Below are 22,076 nucleotides of genomic sequence, written 5' to 3'. Positions count from 1 at the left end.
AATTGAATCCCGTTTTTAATTTACAATCTACAATCTAAAATCTAAAATTTACAATCGTCAATCTACAATCGTCAATTTACAATCATCAATCCTTTCATCTCTCAATCCCTTTTCAGCGGATTATAATTCATTGATTTGGACAGTCAATTTTTGGTAGAGTTTTTCACTAACCTCAGTTAAAGGAGTTCTTAGTTTATTGCATGCGATTACTTTTTTCAGGTGTAAAGCAGCCTTTATTCCCGCTGGGTTACCTTCTTCAAAAAGGGCTTTGCATAGTTCCGACAATTCAAAATGGATCTTTCGGGCTTCTTCGAATTTCATCTCGGAAGCTAAATGCACCATGGTTGTAAATTCCTTGGGAAAAGCATTGGCAATAACGGAAATAACCCCGCAACATCCGATCGACATTAAGGGTAAGGTTATTCCATCGTCACCGGAAATGAAAAGAAACTTTTCCGGCTTGTCTTTTAGAATAGCCGTTGCTTGTTCGAAATTGCCGGAGGCTTCTTTTATACCTATGATATTCTTGAAGTCATGGGCCAGTCGTAATGTTGTTTGAGCAGCCATGTTGACGGAGGTTCGTCCGGGTACATTGTACAATATCACGGGTAGAGACGATTTTTCTGCTATCATCTTAAAATGGCGGTACAGACCTTCTTGAGAGGGTTTGTTATAATAGGGGGTTACGCTTAAAATGGCATCGGCCTGCGGAACATAAGGTAGTGTATTCAAATCCTGTAATACTTGTTGTGTATTGTTCCCGCCGACTCCCAAAACTAAAGGAAGCCGCCCTCCGTTTTGTTCCGCGATAATGTTTACTACTCGTTCTTTTTCTTCGGCCGATAAAGTTGCAGCCTCGGAAGTCGTTCCTAAAGCTACTAAATAATCTACGCCGTTATCTATGACGTGATCAACTAATCCGCGTAATGAAATTTCATCTACTTGGCCGTTATTCGTAAAAGGAGTAATCAAAGCAACTCCTACACCCGAAAATTTTTTCATTTTAACCTAATTTACTTTACTCAATAACCTTGAAATACGCTCTGTAAACGTATCGATGTCGTTCACATCCTCAAATATGATATCGTTTTCGAAACTACTGCGTCCCATGCCGATCTTGCATTTTGCCCTGGAATTTCTCACAATATAATCAGGCAGGACATTCGGTTTCAATGATAAATCAATCCATAAATCGTAAGCATTCTCCACACATCCTTTTAGTTTGCTGTCTGAAAACTTTCCACTGTAAGATATGCAGTCTTCATTCACGCAAAATGTCTTCGGTATGACAGGCAGCGGTCGCCCCGGTTCGAGAAAAACCAGAGCATCTACATTCATGTGTTCCGATAAAAGATTCTTCAGTCTTTCTACTTTATCGAATGGGATATCACTTTCTACCCAGAAAATCATGCAACTCCGTGCTGTTTTGAAATTGTGAAAGGAGAGTTTTCTCTCGAACTCCATTTGTTTTCCTTTCAAATTCCATCTCTTCCATTTCCTGAATATTTTCTTAAACATACACTTTGATATTAATCATTGAACAACCCTATACAAAAATAATAATTAAAACAAGATTCGGACCATTTTCTTCTTTTTAGAAATAAAAAAACTATTTGAAAAAAATCAAATAAAGACTTGCAGGTTCGTCAAAGTTTATCTATCTTTGCATCGCAAAACAAGAAGGACTCGTAGCTTAATGGATAGAGCACTTGGTTACGGCCCAAGAGGTTGTGGGTTCGACTCCCGCCGAGTTCACGAAATGGAGTGAGAAATCTTAAATCGTTGATTTTTCACTCCTTTTTTATTTTATACAGGTATGATAAACTCCCGTTTTCAGGTCAGAACTCTGTTATTTCATCTTAATACCAGACTTTTGAAGAGGTACTCTCGATACAAATTGAAATTAAATATTTTAGAGATCGTATAAAAATAAAATAATACTATATTTATACCCTTTTACGAACAGGTAGATAAAATAATATAAGTATTTAATATTTCAATGTTTACACATGAGACATATTACGATAACAGGAAGTTTGGGAAGTGGTAAAAGTGTGGTTTCCTCTATTTTAAAAGAGCGTTTGGGGCTGGAAGTCGAGTCGATCGGAAGTCTTTTGAGGAGGATGGCTCAGGATTACGGAATGAGTACAAACGATTTCAACAAGTACATGGAAACGCATCCTGAATTTGACCATGAATTGGATAATTTCGTCAAAAGTGAAGGCCTAAAGCCGACTCCCAAAATATTCGATTCCAGGTTAGCATGGCATTTTATACCGCAATCTTTTAAAGTGTATTTATACGTAAAAGATGAAATTGCCGCCGAACGTGTTTATAATGACGTGGGAAGAATCAACGAAAAACATGAAAATATCGGAACAGCTTTAGCTAATATCATTCAACGCCGGAACAGCGAGGTACATAGATTTAAGATACAATATAACATAGATTTAGAAAACTTTTCCAATTATAATTTAGTTGTAGATACAAGTTACTCTTCTCCATCGACGATCGCTGACATTATTATTGCAAATTATCAAAATAAGGTCTTTTCCAATGAAATTTGGTTGTCACCTTATACACTTATACCGACTCAAAGTAGTAAGAATCTGTCTTTCGAAAATATTCAATCTATCGATAATGAATCAAAAGAATTTGATCGCTATCCTGAGGATCCCATTAAAGTCATTGTATTCAATAACAAATTTTATATTTATGACGGGCATAAAAGAGTACTGAATTCGATTATTAAGCGAATTTCTTTGTTGCCATGCAGATTAATGAATTTTAAAAATGATGAAACCTTGGCTTCCGGGCAGGCCATTCGAGAATATATTCAAGAGAATTGTAAAGAGGAGGATTTGTGTGACTGGAATGATTTAAAAGCATACATAAAAGATAAAGTAGATGGAAACGAGTGAAAAAAGCATAGATGATTGGGCGAAAACCATCAATCAGATATACGAAAGGAATAACTGCGAAAGATCCTTCAAAGATATCATAGTCTTTTTTTATGAAGATGTCGGACGGTGTTTTCAATTGATAAATAGAAAAAGAGAAGCGGAAATTGAAAAAATACTGCCTTCTATTTTCAAATGGTTTTGTGTCTTATTTTTTAAGTACAGTAATCGAAATATTAACCTGAGTGATGTGTTGTGGAATAAATTTCCCGGAATATGTCCATATTGTCAAAAAACGACTTGCCAATGTCGCATTGGTAAAGAACAATTGGATATACCCAGTTTAAGGGATCATGTTAGAAATAATATAGATCGGAAACCGAAAACAATAAATGAATGGCAGTCGCATTTTCAAAAAATTTATCCGCGTGGAGCGGAAAGCTCTTTTATTATTAATGTCAGTCATTTAGCCGAGGAACTTGCAGAATTGAGTGAAGCATATCGAAAGAAACATATAAAAAAAGATCTTCCTTGCGTAGAAATGGAAATGGCAGATGTTTTTTCGTGGATTATGGGATTGGCGAATCTGATACATCAGTTAAAAGATGCACAGAATAAAAGACTGGAATATAGATTCGGAAGTATAATTTCCGAGAAGTATAAAGATGGATGTCCTGATTGCAAAGATTTAAGGAAGGTGTATAAGATTAGTTATTGTTGTTGTCCTATAAAAGAACATAAATTGCAATTGATTTCTGATTATGAGATTCCAGATGAAGAAGAGGTAAGGGAGGACATTAAGCCTGCTTATTAAACTCGAATCTTGATAAATCTAATTGATAATCTTATGGAAAAAAAATTACGGCTTATATATTGTGGACTTTTCTTGTCGATTTTATGCTCTATTATAGCAGTGGTTTTCTCTTTATACAGGGTAGCCCCTTTTACAATGTCTGAAGCTACATATATTGGAATATTAGTATCGTTGATGGGTATAATATTTACAATTTTTGTTGGTTATCAGATTTACAATGTTATTGATATAAAAAGAGAATTAAAGCATTTAGATATTCAAAAGGCAAGGTTAGAAGATACCGTTAAAAAATTATCAAATTATCAAATTGTTAGTGAAGCTTATAATTTAAATAATCGAGGAATGTTGGCCATTTCAATGAATAGTTACGAAACTGCGATACATTTATTATTGCAAGCACTTGAAGTATTCCTTTCTTCACGGCTTGATGATCGACACTGGAATGACATTGAAAATATAAAAACAAATATAAAGTATTGCTATTCAAAGATGGGTAATTTTAGAGGTACAAATTGTAAAGAAGAATTATATCAAATATCAACCAATATAATGAATTCGGAAAATTATCGGGTTTTGAACAAAGAGTTTCGGGATTTGATCGTTGACATAAAGAGGTCTAATAATTAATGTGATATTTGTAATTGTAAATTACAACATTATAGAATTAACCGATTCCTAATCTCGTTGTCAATCGATATACCCGGGTTGAGAGCGTCGTAAGCGTTTGATCTTGCTCTTTCTGTACATAAAGAAGGCAAGCGCAAGGATGCATAATATAGGAAGAAAGAAATTGAAGTTTTTACAGAATATTTTTGTCCCGTCACTGATGGGAGGTAGTACCTGATGGGTAATAAATTTATTTCTCAAATTGATTAATCCGGAATCGTCAGCTAACCATTCGATGGAATTTACGGCAAACGTGGTGTTATCATGGGGGAAGTTGTAAATATCATTTTGCATAAAGTCGGCATCCGTGATCACGACAATTGCGCTGTTGTTGTCTTCATTGGTAAGTAAGGCGGCTACGGTATTGTTCGGGTGATTAAAATCGTGTTTTGTCCAGGTCTTCATCAAGTTAAAGAACACGGGTATTTCTTTGACGCCTGAAATAGAAGAGGACTTGGCTAATGAAGTGAATACATAAGGATGGGTTGTTTTTACATTCTTAATGCTACTGGCAAATTGAAGAACGATGGCATTTAGTCCTTTGGTAATGATGTGTTTGCTGAAGTTCCGGATAATCGGGATATAAGGGAAAATAGTAATATGTCTGAATTGGTTTTGTTTAATGGTTATCGTACCACAACTTCTGTCTACGATGAAATCGTATTCGATTTTTAAACCGAAATTTTCCAGCATCTCTTCGATGCCGACCTGATTGATAAATCCGGTATTCTGGTTGTGTCCGATTTGCCCTACTGCATGATTCAAAGCGATATAAAGCCGTCCTCCTTGTTCCAGGTATTCTTCTAAGCGACGAATCTGTTGCGGAAGGAATTTTTCTTCAGGACCTACAATGCAGATTACTTTGTAATCATTTAAATTCGTAAACTGGTCAATATATATGAAATCGATATGTCCCATAGATGAAAGTTCGTTGATCACATGGGATATATTACTTAGCGGTATTTCGTTGTGTCCCCGCAAAAATCCGATTCTGGGTTTTAACGTATCACACGCTTCTTTCAGTATTCGGGTCATCTCGTATTCCATAGACATGTGAGAGGAGAGATAAGGAATGGTCGTTCTGCGATCCCCTATCCTGATTGTTGCGCCGAAAAATACAGTTTGGGTAAAAATCTCATTGATTTCCTGGGGAATATACTCTATTCCGGCATCCAATGCCGCATGCCTTTTCTCCTCGTTGTCCGGATTGATCGTATTTATGGTGAAACCTTTATTACTGAGACTTTTGTATTCTTTGAGCAGGTTTTTGAACTCTTTCTCTACTTTTTTCTTTTCCTGACTGATATCTTGCGAGATATAGAGATCGATGGTAATGTCTTTATCTGTTTTTTTTATGAAAGATTTACTTACCTGACTTAACGAGTATTTTTTATTCGAGGTCATATCGATTCTTACGAATGTGAAATAAGCTACGATATTCACTATAATCAATAGGACGATCAAATAAGCCGGATGATAAAATATTTTGTTTCTCATCAGTTATTTTTTTTAAGTTGTATTCTACTCTTATTCATGACGTATTTCGTCAGGTTAAGAAAGAGAATAATAATTGAAAAGAAATAGATGATATCTTTTGTATCGATGATTCCGCGCGAGAAAGAATCGAAATGCTCTCCCATAGCAAGGTAATGGAAAATATTCGTCAGAAGCCCCGTCCCGAATAATTCCGCGATCCATTCGAATAACTTTTGAAAACAAAGTCCCACTCCGATACTGATGAAAAACGCGAATAAAGGGTTACTGGTAAGAGAGGAGGCGAACATACCGATACTGATGTAGCAACTGCTTACTAAAATCAGCCCGATATAACCGCATATGCCTACCGCGTGATCGATATGCCCTAAGTAGGCAAGGGTAATATAATAAGAGAGTGTTAATACCAAACAAAGGACGACCTGTAATAGAATGGCACAGAATTTTCCCCAGATGATTTGCCACGTTGTAATGGGTTTGGATAGGAGGAGTTCGTAAGTGCCGACTTTGCGTTCCTCGGCGATACTTTTCATGGTGAGGAAAGGGATCAGAAAAAATAAGGCCCAGTAAAAGATGTTGAAAAGATAACTGAGGGGGACGAGTCCGATAGAGAATATGTTAGACCAGGAGAACCAACATATAAAGCCTGTCACTCCGAAAAAAACGATGAGAGCGATGTAAATGAGTATAGAGTTAAATGTAATTTTCAGTTCTTTGTTTATTAATGTTTTAACCGTACGCATACCTCTAATTTTGAGTGACTTTATGAAATATATCTTCCAGACGCGCTTGTATAGGGGTCAATTCCGTTATATACCAGTTGTTGTCGTGGCATAGGTCAAATAGGATCTTTTCGATCTCTTCCCCTGGGGTATATTCTAATTCGAATGTTTGCTTGTTTAATTTATCGATATTTTTTATTTGAGGTAATGAAGAGAGAGCTTCATAAATGCGGGTGGTTTCTCCTCCCTTTATCGCTAATCGAAGACAGTGTTCAGAGGCTGATTTTCTACGAAGTTCCGAAGCCGTTCCGTCTGCTACTATTTTTCCATGACTCATGATCATAACACGGTCGCAAGTCGTTTCGATTTCGGTAAGAACATGTGAACTTAATACGATTGTCTTATCTTCTTTCACTTTTTTGATGATATCCCGGATTTCGATGATCTGATTCGGGTCAAGACCTGTCGTCGGTTCGTCCAAAATGAGAATATCGGGATCATGAATGAGGGCCTGGGCCATTCCGAGACGTTGACAATACCCTTTGGACAATTCTCTGATTAATTTGTGTTTTTCATTTTCCAGGCCGCATAGTCGTAACATATCCAATACCCTGGCAGTCGTTTTATAGCGGGGGATATTATATAGTTTGGCAATAAAGAACAAGAAATCGATGACATTCATTTCGTTATATAACGGATTATGTTCAGCCAGATAACCGATTGTTCTTTTTATTTTTGCCTTGTGTTTGTGTATAGAGTAATTCCCGTAAAAAATATTTCCCTCATCCGGATAAAGGAATCCGGACAAAATTTTCATGATAGTTGTTTTGCCAGCTCCATTCGGTCCTAAAAAACCGGTAATTTCCCCTTTCCTCGCGGTGAAAGAGATCGATTCCACGGCTTTTTTGTGTTTAAAAGATTTGGTTAAATTTTCAACGACGATATCCATTGGGCTGCTGCTATTAGTTTTCTACAAATTTAATGATGTAGTCTTGGGCTATAGGTGGTTTAACAATATTTAACCATATGATTAACAAGGTTTTAGACTCCTAACTTTAAATATGATTAATTATTATGTAATATTTGTCATTTACGGTTTGACGAGTCCCGAACGATTAATTCACAATTCACGATTTCTTCTCTTATTTTGGCGTGCCTGTTATTTAGAATTTGTTCGAAAAGGAGTTCAGCCGCAATTTTCCCTATTTTTTCCGGAAATTGATTGATTGAACTGACGGTGGGCGACATGTATCTGGATCGTTTCGTGTTGGAGAAACCGACCAGTGCGACATCTTCCGGTATACGTAAACCTGCTTCTTTCAAGGCTTCGATTGCCCCGATAATTAAATCGTCGTTGATTCCGAATATCGCTTCCGGGATATCTTTTGCGGCGATGATTTGCTGAACGGCTTTTTTGCCCGCTTGGACCGTATAATCCTCACAATAGCAGACGTAATGAGGTTTTACTTCCAAATGATTACTTTCCATGGCTTTTAAATATCCCTTCATCCGGTTGCCTCCGATTGTGATTTGTTTCGGTCCTGTAAGTATAAAGATCTTTTTTGCGCCAACTTCCACGAGGTGTTGTACGGCTTGAAAGGCTGCGGTCAGTCCGTCAGTGACAACTCTTGATATTTCAAACTTATCGGTTGTCCGGTCGAATAGAACAACAGGAATTCCGGCCTCTTGTATATTTTTAATATGGTCAAACGTACGAGTTTCGTGGGCTAAGGATAAGATAATTCCATCTGCACGGGTTCCCAATAAGATGTCGATGCTTTTCATTTCTTTTTCGAAACTTTCGTTGGAGGAGCTGACTAACACGTTGTATCCGTATTTATCAGCGACCTCCTCAATCGTTTTTACGACGGTTGCGAAAAAGGTGCTGACGATTTGGGGTACGATAACTCCGATCGTGTAACTTTTATGTGTTTTTAGGGCTACAGCAATGGGATTGGGTTTATAACCTACCTTTTTTGCCAGATCTTGCACGGCTTTCCGGGTCTTTTCGCTAATTTCGTGATTATCTTTCAGTGCCCTGGAAACGGTAGAGACAGAGATATCCAACTGTTCGGCAAGGTCCTTAATCGTTATCGGTTTTTGACTCATGATCTGTAGGTTTACTATCTTGTTGTTTTAATTTCGGATAAGCAATACGGGCGTGATATACGTTTACTAACATTTCCGTGTATACTCTTTTCACCGTCGAGATATCTTTAAACGTAATATCGGCATTGGCAAATCTTCCTTCTTTGAGTTGATCGTCGATGATATTATTTACCAGTTTGGCGATATTCTCTTCGTTTTTTATTTCCAAAGCGCGAGAAGCCGCTTCCACGGCATCGGCCATCATAACGACGGTACACTCTTTACTCATAGGGTCGGGACCCGGGTAAGTGAAGAGTTCTTCGTCTATCTCCTTATCGGGGTGTTTATTCTTGTAAGAATAATAAAAATATTTGACTTTACTTTTACCGTGGTGGGTTCGGATGAAGTTGATGATGGCTTCCGGTAATTTGTATTTGTTGGCTAATTCGACTCCTTTCGTCACGTGTCCGATAATGATTTGTGCACTTTCGTCGAAGTCCAGTGTTTTGTGCGGACTGATTCCTCCGGATTGGTTTTCGATGAACATGATTGGATCGTAGGTTTTTCCGATATCGTGATACAGGGCTCCGGTCCGGGCTAATAGAGGACTTCCCCCGATATGGTATATGGCTTCTTCCGCCAAATTGGCTACCATTAACGAATGCTGAAAGGTTCCGGGAGCTTTTCTGGTTAATGTACGTAAAACAGGATGATTGGGATTAGAGAACTCCATCAAGCTGATTTCGGATGTGTACCCGAATAGTTTCTCTACTAAGTAGAGTACCGGGTAAGTCAGGCTGAGCAAAAGGACATTAATCATCAAAAAGAGGATGTCGAAAAGCTGACGAGGTAATAGGGTCCCGTTTTGTATGAGGGTAAATGCCCCGTAAACGAGTGTATAAGTGACGAAGATAAAGGCGATAGCCAAAAATAGTTGCCCGCGGCGTTGTAATTGGGATAAACTAAAAATGGCAACGATACCGGCGGATACCTGCATGAAGAGATACATGTAACTATTCGGCGAATAGTAAGATACCAGCATGCTTGTGCCGATTAATAGGTACAAAGCCGGACGAGGACCGAATAAAATATTCACGATGATCGGACAAAAAAGTACCGGAATCGCCAGGATGTTGATATCCCGGAAATAACAGAGACTTCCTAACAGGATCGTGAGTAGGAACATGCTGTAAAGAAAAAGGAAATCTTTATTGTTATAAAAGAGTCGTTTCCTTGAGAAATAAAGAAAAATAGAGAAACTGATAAGGGCTATCAGTGTCAGTATTGTTTGAGCGACGATCATTTTTATCCTGTCGCCAGAAGAGCCGAGATCTTGTTCGTGTTCGATTTTGAATGATTCCAATATCTTGTATTTTTCCGGTGTGACCAACTCGTCTTTTAGAATGATAACCTCACCTTTCCGCACCATTCCCTGTGTCGGACTGATGTTCTTGATCGCATTGTCTAAGGCTAAACCTGTTTTTAGTGCGTCGTATTCCAGATTCGGGATGAGATAATTGTTCAGATCCATTCCGATTAATTCCTCTTTTGCCTCTTGAGGTATATTCAGTTTGTGAATAAAATCCGTTAATGTTTCATATGCTTTTTTAAGCGTGTATACCTGTTCGAAATTTTCCTCAAAAGCGATGTTGTTTTTTACGACGAGAATGGATTTGATATTGCTTTTGCTTAATTTCTCGGGCAAAAGAATGATACCTTTTTGGTAGATTTCTTTTAATTTCGCAATGATTTGGTTAATGGCTTTACTATTACCTCTATTTTTTAAACTGTTAATCTTTTCAGTAAATTTGCTTAGTTGTCCCGTTATTAATGCTTCGTTGAAATTGAAAATAGGTAATTGCTCTTTCTTGACTTTTTCAATTTCGGCCATTTTTTCTTGGGACGTTTTATGTATGGGAAAATCCATGGGAGAGGTTAAGGTTCCGTATCTCCAGGGCATTCCTTTTTGATAAGTATATTTAAATCCTTCTATTTTGGGTAATAAGGATACAATGATACCACAAATAATAATGATTATGACTATTTTGAAAAAATGTTGTAGTCTGCGATGTTTGTTGTTCCTTGTACTGTTTGACATAATGATCTCAATTGAATGACGCTCCCCTAAATCGGGGAATAAAGATACAAAAAATTTTAAAGCCCCCCATCCGGGAGGCTTTAAAATCATTTATTGAATACCTGCTGTCTCTGCGTCTGGATTCACTTTTTTAATAAGTCCCTGTAAGACTTTTCCGGGTCCGATCTCAAGGAAAGAAGAAGCTCCGTCCGATAACATGTTGCGAACCGTCTGGGTCCAACGTACGGATGCTGTCAATTGTGCGATTAGATTTGTCTTAATCTCTTCCGGGTCCGACACGGGAGCGGCATTGACATTTTGATATACCGGGCAAGAAGGTTGGGAAAATTTGGTGTTCATGATAGCTTCTGCCAATTCTTTGCGGGCCGGCTCCATTAAAGGAGAGTGGAAAGCACCTCCAACGTTCAAGGGTAGTACTCTTTTTGCCCCGGCGGCTTTCAGTTTCTCGCAAGCGATTTCGATACCTTTGTTGCTGCCGGAAATCACAAGTTGACCCGGGCAATTGAAATTAGCCGTAACGACAACCTCATCGATTCCGTGCAGAACCTCCTCTACGGTTTCGTCGGGTAAACCTAATATTGCCGCCATCGTTGATGGATTGGCTTCGCAAGCTTTTTGCATGGCTAATGCTCTCGCGTGTACCAATTTCAGACCGTCTTCGAACGATAGAGTCCCATTGGCGACCAACGCGGAAAATTCTCCTAAGGAGTGGCCTGCAACCATGTCCGGTTTTTCGTTCAATGATTTGGCTAAAATAACAGAGTGAAGAAAGATGGCCGGTTGGGTTACTTTGGTCTGTTTTAAATCCGCCTCCGTTCCGTTAAACATTAAATCGGTGATACGGAATCCCAGGATTTCATTCGCACGTTCGAATAATTCTTTTGCTTCCGGCGAATTTTCATATAGATCTTTACCCATTCCGACGAATTGGGCTCCCTGTCCGGGAAATACAAATGCTTTTTTCATATGTTTCTGTTTTAATGAAATTTGTTGCTGATTAACCGTATGAACTCTTCTCTCGTCGCTAATTTTTCAAAAGCACCGCTAAAATCGGAAGTCGTCGTAACGGAGTGTTGTTTTTGAACGCCGCGCAGGATCATGCACATGTGTTGTGCTTCAATGACAACGGCAACGCCCAACGGGTTCAACGTGTTTTGAATACACGTTTTGATGTCGTGGGTCAGACGTTCCTGAACCTGCAATCTTCTGGCAAAGGCTTCAACCACTCGTGCAATTTTACTTAATCCGGTAATATATCCGTTGGGGATATACGCTACATGAGCCCGCCCGATAAAGGGGAGCATATGATGTTCGCATAAAGAATATATTTCGATATCTTTTACTATAACCATCTGTCTGTAATCCTCTTTAAAAAGAGCCGAGCGCAATATCTTTTCGGGATCCTGCGTGTAACCCTGCGTCATGAACTGCATGGCTTTGGCAACACGGTAAGGTGTTTTGACAAGGCCTTCCCGGCATGGATCTTCTCCGAGTAATTTGATAATTTCGTTATAGTGATAACTTAGTTTTTCAGTTCTTTCTTTGTTAAAACATTCTATTTTATGATAGAATTCGTTGTTGTTGTCTGTTTCAAAGTCCATCATTCCTCTTTCTCTTTATGAAATTAGATCTATGCGATCAATTATGCAAATTGAAGTGCAAAGTAAATACAAATATTTTAGATTAGGGTTGATGATGAGAAATAAAATGTTCTATTTCTGATGGGAGAAGCTAATTTACCTCTTTATTGATAGGATTTTAATAAAAAAAATATACCTTTAAACGAAAATTTAAATCAAAAGTATTATGGAGTGGTTGGTGCTTATTATGTTGATTCTAATAGGTTTTGTTCTATTGATTATGGAGTTTTTGGTTTTTCCCGGGGTAAATGTTGCCGGGGTTATCGGTTTTGTTTGTATCGGAGTCGCTATTTATATGGCATACAACAGTATGGGAGTGTGGGAAGGACATTTTACGGTACTGGGTACAGCCGCGGGAGGTATTGGAATTACTTATTATACGTTGAGATCTAAGACTTGGAAACGTTTGCAGTTAAATACCCAGATCGACGGAACGGTTGAAGGAATCGATCGTTCGATACAGGAGGGAGATACGGGATTGTGTTTGGGAAGGTTGGCTCCGATGGGAAAGGTAAAGGTCGGGGACCATATTGTGGAAGGACAGTCTCAATCCGGTTATATTAACGAGAACAGTGAAGTCGTGGTAATAAAGGTTTTAAAGAATAAGATTATTGTTAAACTAAAAACAGAATAGAATGGATGGAATGGTTTTATTGATTGTTGTGATAGCCGGAGGACTTTTCCTGCTTTGGATCGTACTCTATTTTATACCTATCGGATTGTGGTTTCAGGCTTTGGTATCGGATGTAAAAGTATCTCTTTTGCAGTTGGTATTGATGCGTTGGCGTAAAGTTCCGCCTTCTGTCATCGTGAGGGCTATGATCGAAGGGAAAAAAGCCGGCTTGGAACTTTATCGGGATTTATTGGAAGCACATTATTTAGCGGGAGGCCATGTGGCACAAGTTGTACACGCGTTGGTTTCAGCTTCTAAAGCAAATATCGATTTGACTTTTCAAATCGCAACGGCAGTAGATTTGGCAGGTCGGGATGTTTTTGAGGCCGTGCAGATGAGTGTGAATCCTAAAGTGATCAATACTCCTCCGGTGGCGGCGGTGGCAAAAGATGGAATTCAGCTGATAGCCAAAGCGAGGGTGACCGTGCGGGCCAATATCCGACAGCTGGTCGGGGGTGCCGGTGAAGAGACCATTTTAGCTCGTGTCGGTGAAGGGATCGTCTCTTCCATCGGATCGGCTAATTCGCATAAGGAGGTATTGGAAAATCCCGATTCGATCTCCAAGGTAGTTTTGAATAAAGGGTTGGATTCGGGAACCGCTTTCGAGATACTGTCTATTGATATTGCTGATATTGATATCGGTAAAAACATAGGAGCGGAGTTACAAACGGATCAGGCGGATGCCGATTTGAAGATAGCACAGGCTAAGGCGGAGGAACGTCGAGCTATGGCTGTCGCTACCGAGCAGGAGATGAAAGCATTGGCTCAGCAGATGCGGGCTAAGGTGATCGAGGCGGAAGCCGACGTCCCTCGGGCAATGGCGGAAGCTTTCAGAAACGGAAATTTAGGAGTAATGGATTATTATCGGATGAAAAATATAGAGGCCGATACCACCATGAGGGAATCCATCGCGAAACCGAATGATAAAAAAACTCCCCGCAAGTAAAAGGATGCGATTCGGGCTATACAGGAAAAAGACGCCGCCCTGAAACGGCGGCGTCTTTATTGTCTCCTCCATGTTTCGGAAAAGTGGATACCGGGAAGATCCTGCGGATCGTAGCGGGAGGCCGTTCGATATCAGGTTCTCCTGTTCGATTAGATGCCGGATACAAGGCGGGACGGATTGAATCGTTCATTCCGGCGCTCAGAACGATAAACTTATTATTTTTGCCTTCTTGCACGTACAAAACGCGGGAAATATGGTTACCGCATTGACCGACTGATGAACGTCCCGGTTCGAAATGGATTTTTTGATTCGGAAGTGCTTGGAAAAATGTTTTGAGTCGTTGAAAACAGGCTGCAAAATCGGGTATCAAGTGATTTGTGGAATAGTCGCTATCAATGCCCAGACCTTCTCCGAAATTAATTCGGCTGCCTTTTGAATGCGTCGGGCCGAGTCCGCGGATGTTCTTCGAAATTTTAATACGTTCATGATGTTTATATATGTTGTTTGATATAAAATAAAAAAGCCCGTGTAATTTACACGGGCTTTTTCCATAGTTTTGACTGAAAACAGTTCATCGGCATGCAAATAATCTTTGCATGCACATAAGTTTGTATGAGTTGTTAGTAAATATCATTATTCTTTATTTTTTGCGATGCAAATTTATACATCTGTTTTCGATTTGCAATAGATTGTTAAATATTAAACAAATTCACATTTATTTGTTGAATATTACAACAGCCCAATTCTCTTTTACGTTGTGAGATTTGAATCTGAGTCCTAAGTTTTCTGCTTCTTCCTGAATTTTGGGCAGGTCCTGTAAATAGAAGCCGCTCATAATCAAATAGCCGTTTTCATTAAGGACAGAGGTGTAGCGATGCATGTCATTTAGCAGGATATTGCGGTTTATATTAGCTAAAATGATATCGTAATTTTGTTGTGCTTGTAATAGATTCGCGTCACCGATTTTAATACGTACGTTGGATATACGGTTTGTTTTTAAATTTTCCACGGCATTATTATATGCCCATTCGTCGATATCGATTCCGGTTACTTCAGATGCTCCCGATTGGGCTGCCATAATGGCGAGTATTCCTGTTCCGCACCCCATATCCAGTACTTTTTTATTTTTGATTTCCGGTTTGATTTCTAATATGGTTTCGAGCATGAGGGCTGTGGTTGCGTGATGACCGGTACCGAAACTCATCTTCGGATCGATGATTATTTCATGCTCGATGCCGGGAATGGAGGCGTGAAATCCGGCTCTGACCAAAATCCGGTCTTTAACGATGATGGGGGTGAAATTTTCTTCCCACACTTTATTCCAATCCTGGTTCTCGACTTGAGTCGTTTCCCATTTGATTTGGTATTCTTGCTCGAAAAACAGGAGTATCTCCATCCGCGAAATGGCGTTCTTATCGTATTGTTTGCTGGGGATGTAGGCTTTAAATCCTTCGTCGGTATAGGAGAAGCTGTCGTAACCTAAATGGCCGAGTTCCGAGATAAGAGCATCCGTGATATCTTCGGAATAGGGGGTAATGTGAAAATTGACTTCCGTGTAATACATGCTATCTAATTTTTTGCAAAAGTAGCAAAAAATTAGATAGCTATGCTCTTCACATGAGTTTATCCAATCCTTTTAAAGATCGGTTGATTTCAATATCCGGGATTTGAAAATCCGAGAGGTTTCCGTTTAGGTATTGTTCATAAGCGAATAAATCGATCATACCGTGTCCGGATAAATTGAAAAGGATGGTTTTTTCTTTTCTTTCTTCTTTGGCGATCAGAGCTTCCCGTATGGTTTGTGCTATGGCGTGGGTTGATTCCGGTGCGGGAATGATACCCTCGGTTTGGGCGAATAGAATACCAGCCTTAAACGTTTCCAGTTGCGGGATAGCCACGGCTTCTATCAAGCGATCTTTCAAAAGTTGACTCACGATCATGCCTGCCCCGTGATAGCGTAATCCTCCGGCGTGGATATCTGCCGGTTGAAAATCGTGGCCTAAGGTATACATCGGCAATAAGGGAGTTAGACCTACGCTATCTCCGAAGTCGTAATGGAATTGTCCTCTGGTCAGTTTCGGACAGGATTGAGGTTCGACAGCGATGATCCGGGTGTTTTTATTCTTTTTTAGCTTTTCGCGTATAAAAGGAAAAGAGATTCCGGCAAAGTTAGAACCGCCTCCAAAACAACCGATAATGATATCCGGTTCCGCTTCTGCCTTTTGCATTTGTAAAATGGCTTCTTCTCCGATAATCGTTTGATGGAGCAGTACATGGTTCAATACACTACCTAAGGAGTAATTTGTATACGGATCGCGGGCTGCCATTTCTACGGCTTCGGATATGGCAATGCCTAAACTGCCTGATGAATCGGGATGTTCTTGTAATATTTTTCTTCCGGCCTCGGTAAGTGTACTGGGGGAGGGAATTACATCGGCACCCCAGGTATTCATCATTAGTTTTCGATAAGGTTTTTGACCGTAACTGACTTTTACCATAAATACTTTCAGATCGATTCCGAAATGCTGGCAGGCGAAACTGAGAGCGGTTCCCCATTGGCCTCCTCCGGTTTCTGTCGTCATTCGTTTGATACCTTGTTTATAGTTGTAGTAAGCTTGTGGAATCGCCGTGTTGGGTTTGTGCGATCCGGCCGGGCTCGTCCCTTCGTTTTTAAAATAGATTTTAGCGGGGGTATCCAAGGCCTTTTCTAACGCGTAAGCTCTCACGAGAGGGGTTGCTCTCCATATTTTATACAACTCTTGTACTTCATCGGGAATCTCGATATAGGGTTCCGTTGCGAACTCCTGGTTTATGAGTTCTCGGGCGAACAAGGGAACAAGATCCTCTTTTTTTAAGGGAAGTTTTGTTCCCGGGTGGAGGGCCGGTAGCGGTTTGTTCGGCATATCGGCCACGATGTTATACCATTGCGTCGGCATCTCTTTTTCTGAAAGCAGAATTTTTTTAGTCTTTTTCATAGTATGAAATTTGTAAGTGAATAAAAAAGAAGCGAGCCTACTGTAGTAAACAATAGGCTCGCCTGAAATCTTTATGCAATACAATTACATAACCTCATCGTTTACTACGAAGTTTAAATAGGTGCCACCACCAATTTAAGGTTATGTATCGTTTCCTTGTCATGTTTCGTATTCTATTTGTGGGTGCTAATATAGAATATTCTTTTTTTCGATACAACTCTTTCTCCGGTTATTTAGATTTATTAGAGTTCTTTATTCTCTATGCGACGTGTCAATCGGTCTTCTAATTTCCCGATCTCCCGGTTTAGCAACTTGATCTCTTGATCCCTTTGGTGAATAAGTTCCTGTAAATATTCTATTTTTTGTTCTTTTTTGATGCATTCTTCACAAAATCCGTAAGCATTCCGGTTAATATGGCGGACGATTTTTTGATCATTAAACATATTACCGGCATTGGTTATAAGCCAATTGGCATTTAATTCCGGATAAAGTTCAACAATTCGAATGATATGCTTTTCTGAAATTTTTTCTCTGCAATTGATCCAATTACTGACTTGTTGACGGGTTTTCAAACCTAATTGTGAGCGCAATTCCTCTTGACTAATATGTTTTTCTTCTAAGAAATCGTCAAGTCTTTGATTTATTGTCATATCCATGATAGAACGATTCTAAATTTCAATACATGTATTGATTCCCATACATATTTATTCACAAAATCAATACTTTTGTCCTAAATATCGTTTATAATTTAATGATAAATATGGATAATTACCATAATTAGAGTGGTAGATTATTTAAAAGAGACTGTCATGCAACCAGACAGTATTTATAAAGTGTGCAGGGTGTCGATGATTCATTTCATCGGCACTTTTCATTTTCGGGGAAAAGAATAGGGGAAAGAGAAGGCTTCGGGTGAAACTTTTTATGTATACATCCGTAATGGAAAGTGTTGGAACAACTTGTTAATTTAAACTGGGAAAAAAAATGAAAACTTGTAGAAGAATAGGATGGATTAATTTGTTAATGGTCGTTGCGGCTTTAACGTTTGTTGCTTGTGGAAATAAGCAAAAAAATCAAAATGCGAATCAAAAGTCGGTAACGCAATCTCAATCGGTACCTGATTCTACGGATGTTGTTGTCGAAGAATCGGAGGTTCTTATCGTAACGGATAGCATCGCCTCCGATACAACGGCTCCGGCGAAGCAAACCAAACCTACGAAGTAAGGAAAAGAGGCGGTCTCTATTGGGACTACTCTTTTGGTTTTTAACTGATTGATTATCAGTGCTGGTTTTGCTGAGAATTGCGCATCTGTCTTTGTAAGTATACATAGATGGCATTGACAGCCAACTAATTGCGAATACAAAGGTATATGAAATTTTTGGATTGAAACACAGAAAGAGAGTCTCTTTTACCGGAACGCGTATACAAAACAAAGCGACGTGTGTAGGAGGGCAATTTTACCGTACATGCGCCGCTTACTTAATCCGCTGATTATTATTCGTCTATATTGGTTGATGTTACGTACTCTCCATTGCTATTGGTTGCAGTCGGAGTTCGGTATTGTCCACTTGCCGAATCAGGAATTTCTCCTTGAAACGGGTTTGATGAGCAAGCCTATGTGCTCGTGTTCGAGAATGTGTTCCATGCCTTTAGCGGAACGACGCCCCGCGTATAAGCCGTTGGATGGCCGCATCGGTGCGGTAATCCCATTCCCTGGCAAGCAACATGTGCAGAAAGGAGTCGATTGTCATTGTCTCGGCCATAGTAGAGGTTAGGCTTTCAGTGGAGGCGGTAGCCATGCCGCGGAGTTTCATATGGTTCATCGGTTCGACCGTCAACGTGTTGCGGGACAGTTTAAAGCTCGTGCTTATCTGCTTTATTCCCATCCCCAATGCATGACATTGGAGAATGTTTGCTATCTTTGTTGCATAGTAGAATGATTTTATCCCACCGGTCAAGACGGGAATCAAATCTACGAAAAACACCTCTGTCAGACAACGTTCGGCAGGGGCATTTTTATGTAGGTATCAAGGGGGATGTTTATTTGGCACAAAGGGGCAGAATCGCTTGGTTTATGGAGGCAGCTTCCGCTGGATATTCCAGATGGCGGCTTTCGTGGTTCTCGGCGGAGTCATAGGGTTACGACACCGACATGCCGTGCGGCTGAGGACGGAACGGTACCGTTACCAATCATATGTACGGTGCTGCTTTCTGAGGTAAAGCGCATGCAGGTTGATTCGGTGACGATGGCGCTTGCTTCCGAGACATTGCGGTTGACTCTCGGCGCATATAAGCGGTTCAGGGCGGAAGATGCCGCATCCATCAAGCGGCTCCGGGTGAAATTAAAAACCTTGAAGCAGTGACACGGCATGAGTTGGAGGATGCAGGTCCCATTGATGCGGCTATCCGCGATACGGTCGTAGGGCGGGATACGGTTTCGATTCTGAGACGGAAAGTGTAGATGATTACGCCGTACATCCGGTTGGCCGGTATTATCGAGGATAACCGGCCGCATGGTAAGATGCGGGTAGCGGTGACGTTGCATCAGGCTGTATGGATAGAATACCGAGGTTGGTGGTTTTGGAGTCGGGTGAAGGCGGTCTATCAAACGATTTCGGGTGACAATCCGTATGCGGAATCAGGTATTCCGAATACATAGGAATATGTAAAAATAAAAATAGGAGCCTTCATTTTTTTAATGAAGGCTTTTTTATTGGCTGAAATCAAAAACAAATCGTATGGCAACAGTAAAAGTGAAATTTCGTGCTTCTACCATCCCGACGAAGGAAGGCACAGTATTTTATCAAGTGATTCATAACCGTGTGGTACGACAAGTCAATCCCGGTTACAAACTCTACCCGGATGAATGGGATACGGCAAACGCGGAAATCGTCTTTCCTCCGGGTATAGAAAGCGGTCGCCGGAATTATCTTGTTTCCTTGAAAAGCGCTTTGGCGGAAGATGTCAGACGTTTCAAAGGCATCATCACCCGCTTCGAACGGGCGGCCCGGGACTATACGGCCGAAGAGGTGGCGGAACGCTTCCTTGTCTCGGCGGACAGCGGAGGGTTCATGTCGTTCGGCCGTGAACTTGTGCGGCAGTTGAAACAAATCTGCAAAATGCGTACCGCCGAGCGTTATACGACCGTCCTGAACAGTTTCGGAAGGTTTCTCGGGGAGAAGGACGTTCCTCTGGACGAGGTGGACTCCTACCTGATGGTCGAGTATGAAATCTTTCTGCATGCGAATGATGCGTGTCCGAATACCTCATCCTACTATATGCGGGGATTACGGGCCATCTACAACCGTGCCGTCGAAAAGGAACTGACCATACAGCGCAGCCCTTTCAAGCACGTCTATACAGGAATCGACAAGACCGTCAAACGTGCCGTGCCCTTGAAAATCATCCGGCAGATAAGGAAACTCGACCTGACATTGTTTCCGGCCATGGACTTCGCCCGGGACATTTTCATGTTCTCGTTCTACACACGCGGAATGTCGTTTGTGGATATGGCCTACCTGAAAAAGAAGGACCTGCAAAACGGTATACTATCATACCGCAGGCAAAAGACGGGTCAGCTACTTTTCATCAAATGGGAAAGACCGATGCAGGAGATCATCGACAAGTACGATACGGGCGGGAGTCCCTATCTGCTGCCGATTATAAAGAACGTGAATGCGGATGAACGCTGGCAGTACAAGAATGCCGCGCATCTGGTCAATAGTAAGCTTAAACGGCTCGGTGAAAAACTGGGACTGGCCATGCCCTTGACGAGTTATGTGGCCCGCCATGCGTGGGCTTCCATCGCCAAAAGCAAGAACGTGCCGCTGGCAACCATCAGTGAGGCGATGGGGCACGATTCCGAGAAAACTACGCGAATCTATCTGGCTTCACTGGATACGTCCGCTGTGGATAAGGCCAACAGCCAGATATTGAAATCTTTGTAAGTGATGAGGTCGCCGGAGTTTGTCGGACAATAGTAAAGTTCTCTTTTTAAGAGAAATAGTACGCAGTTGCAAAATTAGTGAAAACGTGGCAAACATTAAATCTCGGACAGATAAAAAAAAATGCCTGCACAAATTAAAAATAGCGTAAGTCTGCTTTGTAACCCGTAAAATTCTTTTTAAGAGAAATAGCATACAAACGCAAAATTAGTGAAAACGCTGAAAACGACAATGAAAACCGATAAAAAAAAATCGGTTTTCAAAAATGAATCTGGTCGGATGTTAAGTGAATACCGGAATTTGTTGTACAATTCTGCCATCCTTTAACTATAACTCCCTAAAAATAAGGCAATATTATTTCTGTCTTTCTCTTAAAAAGAGAAGTGGTTAGAAAAAGTTGTATGTATATCAAGAAATGCCGTGTCGTGTTAATTTTCTTGTATTTGCATACGCATTATACATGTATTGCAAATGATTGCCATAGAAGGATATATAAAACAACATATGTAACATATAATGGATATGAGACTGAAATTAACTGTCATCGCTGTCATGCTGACGCTTTTTTCGAGTGTCAAGGCGCAGGATGTAGCATTGAAGACGAACCTGCTCGCCGATGGCTTTTTCAACCCGAACCTCGGTATCGAGGTGGGGCTTGCTCCGAAATGGACTTTGGACATTACGGGACAATTCAACGCGTGGACTCTCTCGCACGACCGTCGCTGGAAACACTGGGCCGTGCAGCCCGAGGTCCGTTATTGGCTGTGTGATCGTTTCGGCGCACATTTTTTCGGTGCGCATTTACATGGCGGACAGTACAACATCGGCGGTTTCGATGGCAAAATCAACATTTTGGGGACGGATGCCCGGAAACTGAAGGATTCTCGTTATCAAGGCTGGTTTGTAGGTGCGGGCGTGGCATACGGCTATGCATGGATTCTCGGTCACTATTGGAACTTGGAGGCGGAAATCGGTTTCGGTTATTCCTATACCCGTTACGATAAGTTCCGGTGTGCAGGATGTGGGAAAAAGATAGAAACGAACAAGCCGCACCACTACGTGGGACCCACCAAGGCGGCCATTAACCTGGTTTATCTATTCTAAATTGCAACGAA

General features: G+C 40.6%; 23 protein-coding genes, 1 tRNA gene and 1 pseudogene. 11 read left to right on the top strand and 14 right to left on the bottom strand.

Features of this window, described 5'->3' with window-relative positions; translation table 11 throughout:
- Window positions 1–120: 120 nt before the first annotated feature.
- On the bottom strand, window positions 121–1,002 hold the full coding sequence (gene dapA / locus PGR74_RS13890) for a 4-hydroxy-tetrahydrodipicolinate synthase (RefSeq protein WP_041504740.1): 882 nt from the start codon (window positions 1,000–1,002) through the stop codon (window positions 121–123).
- Window positions 1,003–1,008: 6 nt separating this feature from the next.
- The gene (locus tag PGR74_RS13885) at window positions 1,009–1,518 is read right to left on the bottom strand and encodes a DUF6913 domain-containing protein (protein ID WP_041502477.1); all 510 of its coding nucleotides are present in this window, start codon (window positions 1,516–1,518) and stop codon (window positions 1,009–1,011) included.
- 164 nt (window positions 1,519–1,682) lie between these two features.
- Between PGR74_RS13885 and PGR74_RS13880 the strand changes: the two genes are divergently transcribed.
- From PGR74_RS13880 to PGR74_RS13865, 4 genes are all read left to right on the top strand, one after another.
- Window positions 1,683–1,755: transfer RNA gene (locus PGR74_RS13880), tRNA-Arg, on the top strand.
- A 254-nt stretch (window positions 1,756–2,009) separates the two neighbouring features.
- Window positions 2,010–2,921 carry an AAA family ATPase gene (locus tag PGR74_RS13875; protein WP_041504741.1) on the top strand — a complete coding sequence of 304 codons (912 nt, stop codon included), beginning with the start codon at window positions 2,010–2,012 and terminating at the stop codon, window positions 2,919–2,921.
- Window positions 2,908–3,714 (top strand): MazG-like family protein, encoded by an 807-nt coding sequence (locus PGR74_RS13870; RefSeq protein ID WP_041504742.1) that lies wholly within the window; start codon window positions 2,908–2,910, stop codon window positions 3,712–3,714. Before PGR74_RS13875 ends, PGR74_RS13870 begins: the two co-directional genes overlap by 14 nt.
- A gap of 33 nt (window positions 3,715–3,747) precedes the next feature.
- Window positions 3,748–4,341 (top strand): hypothetical protein, encoded by a 594-nt coding sequence (locus PGR74_RS13865; RefSeq protein WP_041504743.1) that lies wholly within the window; start codon window positions 3,748–3,750, stop codon window positions 4,339–4,341.
- Between the two features lie 60 nt (window positions 4,342–4,401).
- On the opposite strand, the gene PGR74_RS13860 is transcribed toward PGR74_RS13865, so the two are convergent.
- From PGR74_RS13860 to folE, 7 genes are all read right to left on the bottom strand, one after another.
- Complete coding sequence (locus PGR74_RS13860) at window positions 4,402–5,877, bottom strand: GldG family protein (protein WP_041504744.1); 1,476 nt, start codon at window positions 5,875–5,877, stop codon at window positions 4,402–4,404.
- The gene (locus tag PGR74_RS13855; protein ID WP_041504745.1) at window positions 5,877–6,617 is read right to left on the bottom strand and encodes an ABC transporter permease subunit; all 741 of its coding nucleotides are present in this window, start codon (window positions 6,615–6,617) and stop codon (window positions 5,877–5,879) included. The genes PGR74_RS13860 and PGR74_RS13855 overlap by 1 nt, the downstream gene beginning before the upstream one ends.
- 4 nt (window positions 6,618–6,621) lie before the next feature.
- Window positions 6,622–7,545, bottom strand: coding sequence for an ABC transporter ATP-binding protein (locus PGR74_RS13850; RefSeq protein ID WP_041504746.1), 924 nt, complete (start codon window positions 7,543–7,545; stop codon window positions 6,622–6,624).
- Between the two features lie 137 nt (window positions 7,546–7,682).
- Entirely contained in the window at window positions 7,683–8,705 is a 1,023-nt protein-coding gene (locus PGR74_RS13845) for a LacI family DNA-binding transcriptional regulator (RefSeq protein WP_041504747.1), read from the bottom strand.
- Window positions 8,680–10,782 (bottom strand): HD family phosphohydrolase, encoded by a 2,103-nt coding sequence (locus tag PGR74_RS13840; protein ID WP_070807440.1) that lies wholly within the window; start codon window positions 10,780–10,782, stop codon window positions 8,680–8,682. The genes PGR74_RS13845 and PGR74_RS13840 overlap by 26 nt, the downstream gene beginning before the upstream one ends.
- A gap of 90 nt (window positions 10,783–10,872) precedes the next feature.
- Window positions 10,873–11,748, bottom strand: a complete 876-nt coding sequence (gene fabD, locus PGR74_RS13835; protein WP_041504748.1) for an ACP S-malonyltransferase — start codon at window positions 11,746–11,748, stop codon at window positions 10,873–10,875.
- 11 nt (window positions 11,749–11,759) lie between these two features.
- Window positions 11,760–12,386: a GTP cyclohydrolase I FolE gene (gene folE, locus PGR74_RS13830; RefSeq protein ID WP_041502470.1), complete on the bottom strand. Its 627-nt coding sequence runs from the start codon at window positions 12,384–12,386 to the stop codon at window positions 11,760–11,762.
- Window positions 12,387–12,588: 202 nt separating this feature from the next.
- Between folE and PGR74_RS13825 the strand changes: the two genes are divergently transcribed.
- Complete coding sequence (locus tag PGR74_RS13825; RefSeq protein ID WP_041504749.1) at window positions 12,589–13,056, top strand: hypothetical protein; 468 nt, start codon at window positions 12,589–12,591, stop codon at window positions 13,054–13,056.
- 10 nt (window positions 13,057–13,066) lie between these two features.
- Entirely contained in the window at window positions 13,067–14,041 is a 975-nt protein-coding gene (gene floA / locus PGR74_RS13820; protein WP_041502517.1) for a flotillin-like protein FloA, read from the top strand.
- A gap of 16 nt (window positions 14,042–14,057) precedes the next feature.
- On the opposite strand, the gene PGR74_RS13815 is transcribed toward floA, so the two are convergent.
- From PGR74_RS13815 to PGR74_RS13800, 4 genes are all read right to left on the bottom strand, one after another.
- Complete coding sequence (locus PGR74_RS13815; protein ID WP_041504750.1) at window positions 14,058–14,411, bottom strand: hypothetical protein; 354 nt, start codon at window positions 14,409–14,411, stop codon at window positions 14,058–14,060.
- A 345-nt stretch (window positions 14,412–14,756) separates the two neighbouring features.
- Window positions 14,757–15,605: a 50S ribosomal protein L11 methyltransferase gene (gene prmA, locus PGR74_RS13810; RefSeq protein WP_041504752.1), complete on the bottom strand. Its 849-nt coding sequence runs from the start codon at window positions 15,603–15,605 to the stop codon at window positions 14,757–14,759.
- Between the two features lie 49 nt (window positions 15,606–15,654).
- Window positions 15,655–17,016, bottom strand: coding sequence for a TrpB-like pyridoxal phosphate-dependent enzyme (locus tag PGR74_RS13805; protein ID WP_041502465.1), 1,362 nt, complete (start codon window positions 17,014–17,016; stop codon window positions 15,655–15,657).
- Between the two features lie 242 nt (window positions 17,017–17,258).
- Window positions 17,259–17,672: a transcriptional regulator gene (locus PGR74_RS13800; RefSeq protein WP_041504753.1), complete on the bottom strand. Its 414-nt coding sequence runs from the start codon at window positions 17,670–17,672 to the stop codon at window positions 17,259–17,261.
- A 328-nt stretch (window positions 17,673–18,000) separates the two neighbouring features.
- On the opposite strand from PGR74_RS13800, the gene PGR74_RS13795 reads away from it, so the two are divergent.
- Window positions 18,001–18,240, top strand: coding sequence for a hypothetical protein (locus tag PGR74_RS13795; protein ID WP_152614087.1), 240 nt, complete (start codon window positions 18,001–18,003; stop codon window positions 18,238–18,240).
- A gap of 429 nt (window positions 18,241–18,669) precedes the next feature.
- Here PGR74_RS13795 and PGR74_RS13790 read toward each other — a convergent pair.
- Window positions 18,670–18,903, bottom strand: a pseudogene (locus PGR74_RS13790) (ATP-binding protein); the annotation flags it as partial.
- Window positions 18,904–19,263: 360 nt separating this feature from the next.
- On the opposite strand from PGR74_RS13790, the gene PGR74_RS14120 reads away from it, so the two are divergent.
- The 4 genes from PGR74_RS14120 to PGR74_RS13775 all read left to right on the top strand — a co-directional run bounded on the left by PGR74_RS14120 (window position 19,264) and on the right by PGR74_RS13775 (window position 22,065).
- The gene (locus tag PGR74_RS14120) at window positions 19,264–19,380 is read left to right on the top strand and encodes a hypothetical protein (RefSeq protein WP_316929905.1); all 117 of its coding nucleotides are present in this window, start codon (window positions 19,264–19,266) and stop codon (window positions 19,378–19,380) included.
- Between the two features lie 98 nt (window positions 19,381–19,478).
- Window positions 19,479–19,676 (top strand): DUF6549 family protein, encoded by a 198-nt coding sequence (locus tag PGR74_RS13785; protein WP_235375037.1) that lies wholly within the window; start codon window positions 19,479–19,481, stop codon window positions 19,674–19,676.
- Between the two features lie 79 nt (window positions 19,677–19,755).
- Complete coding sequence (locus tag PGR74_RS13780; RefSeq protein ID WP_041502461.1) at window positions 19,756–20,964, top strand: site-specific integrase; 1,209 nt, start codon at window positions 19,756–19,758, stop codon at window positions 20,962–20,964.
- 519 nt (window positions 20,965–21,483) lie between these two features.
- A complete protein-coding gene (locus PGR74_RS13775; protein ID WP_041502516.1) occupies window positions 21,484–22,065 on the top strand; it encodes a DUF3575 domain-containing protein in 582 nt (193 codons plus the stop codon).
- Window positions 22,066–22,076: the final 11 nt, after the last annotated feature.

The organism is Sanguibacteroides sp. AM78-02pH3A (genome assembly GCF_027666085.1).
Classification (GTDB): domain Bacteria; phylum Bacteroidota; class Bacteroidia; order Bacteroidales; family Marinifilaceae; genus Gabonibacter; species Gabonibacter massiliensis.
Note: the sequence above shows the minus strand (reverse complement) of the source record. Positions and strands in the feature narration are given on the sequence as shown.

Bases quoted from the DNA above. Each gene is read 5' to 3' on its own strand.
- PGR74_RS13775 (WP_041502516.1), top strand. From the start codon at position 21,484: ATGAGACTGAAATTAACTGTCATCGCTGTCATGCTGACGCTTTTTTCG.
- fabD (WP_041504748.1), bottom strand. From the start codon at position 11,748: ATGAAAAAAGCATTTGTATTTCCCGGACAGGGAGCCCAATTCGTCGGA.
- PGR74_RS13805 (WP_041502465.1), bottom strand. From the start codon at position 17,016: ATGAAAAAGACTAAAAAAATTCTGCTTTCAGAAAAAGAGATGCCGACG.
- PGR74_RS13870 (WP_041504742.1), top strand. From the start codon at position 2,908: ATGGAAACGAGTGAAAAAAGCATAGATGATTGGGCGAAAACCATCAAT.
- PGR74_RS13840 (WP_070807440.1), bottom strand. From the start codon at position 10,782: ATGTCAAACAGTACAAGGAACAACAAACATCGCAGACTACAACATTTT.
- PGR74_RS13885 (WP_041502477.1), bottom strand. From the start codon at position 1,518: ATGTTTAAGAAAATATTCAGGAAATGGAAGAGATGGAATTTGAAAGGA.
- PGR74_RS14120 (WP_316929905.1), top strand. From the start codon at position 19,264: ATGGCGCTTGCTTCCGAGACATTGCGGTTGACTCTCGGCGCATATAAG.
- PGR74_RS13875 (WP_041504741.1), top strand. From the start codon at position 2,010: ATGAGACATATTACGATAACAGGAAGTTTGGGAAGTGGTAAAAGTGTG.
- PGR74_RS13795 (WP_152614087.1), top strand. From the start codon at position 18,001: ATGAAAACTTGTAGAAGAATAGGATGGATTAATTTGTTAATGGTCGTT.
- folE (WP_041502470.1), bottom strand. From the start codon at position 12,386: ATGATGGACTTTGAAACAGACAACAACAACGAATTCTATCATAAAATA.
- prmA (WP_041504752.1), bottom strand. From the start codon at position 15,605: ATGTATTACACGGAAGTCAATTTTCACATTACCCCCTATTCCGAAGAT.
- PGR74_RS13865 (WP_041504743.1), top strand. From the start codon at position 3,748: ATGGAAAAAAAATTACGGCTTATATATTGTGGACTTTTCTTGTCGATT.
- PGR74_RS13855 (WP_041504745.1), bottom strand. From the start codon at position 6,617: ATGCGTACGGTTAAAACATTAATAAACAAAGAACTGAAAATTACATTT.
- PGR74_RS13860 (WP_041504744.1), bottom strand. From the start codon at position 5,877: ATGAGAAACAAAATATTTTATCATCCGGCTTATTTGATCGTCCTATTG.
- dapA (WP_041504740.1), bottom strand. From the start codon at position 1,002: ATGAAAAAATTTTCGGGTGTAGGAGTTGCTTTGATTACTCCTTTTACG.
- PGR74_RS13850 (WP_041504746.1), bottom strand. From the start codon at position 7,545: ATGGATATCGTCGTTGAAAATTTAACCAAATCTTTTAAACACAAAAAA.
- PGR74_RS13800 (WP_041504753.1), bottom strand. From the start codon at position 17,672: ATGGATATGACAATAAATCAAAGACTTGACGATTTCTTAGAAGAAAAA.
- PGR74_RS13785 (WP_235375037.1), top strand. From the start codon at position 19,479: ATGATTACGCCGTACATCCGGTTGGCCGGTATTATCGAGGATAACCGG.
- PGR74_RS13780 (WP_041502461.1), top strand. From the start codon at position 19,756: ATGGCAACAGTAAAAGTGAAATTTCGTGCTTCTACCATCCCGACGAAG.
- floA (WP_041502517.1), top strand. From the start codon at position 13,067: ATGGTTTTATTGATTGTTGTGATAGCCGGAGGACTTTTCCTGCTTTGG.
- PGR74_RS13825 (WP_041504749.1), top strand. From the start codon at position 12,589: ATGGAGTGGTTGGTGCTTATTATGTTGATTCTAATAGGTTTTGTTCTA.
- PGR74_RS13845 (WP_041504747.1), bottom strand. From the start codon at position 8,705: ATGAGTCAAAAACCGATAACGATTAAGGACCTTGCCGAACAGTTGGAT.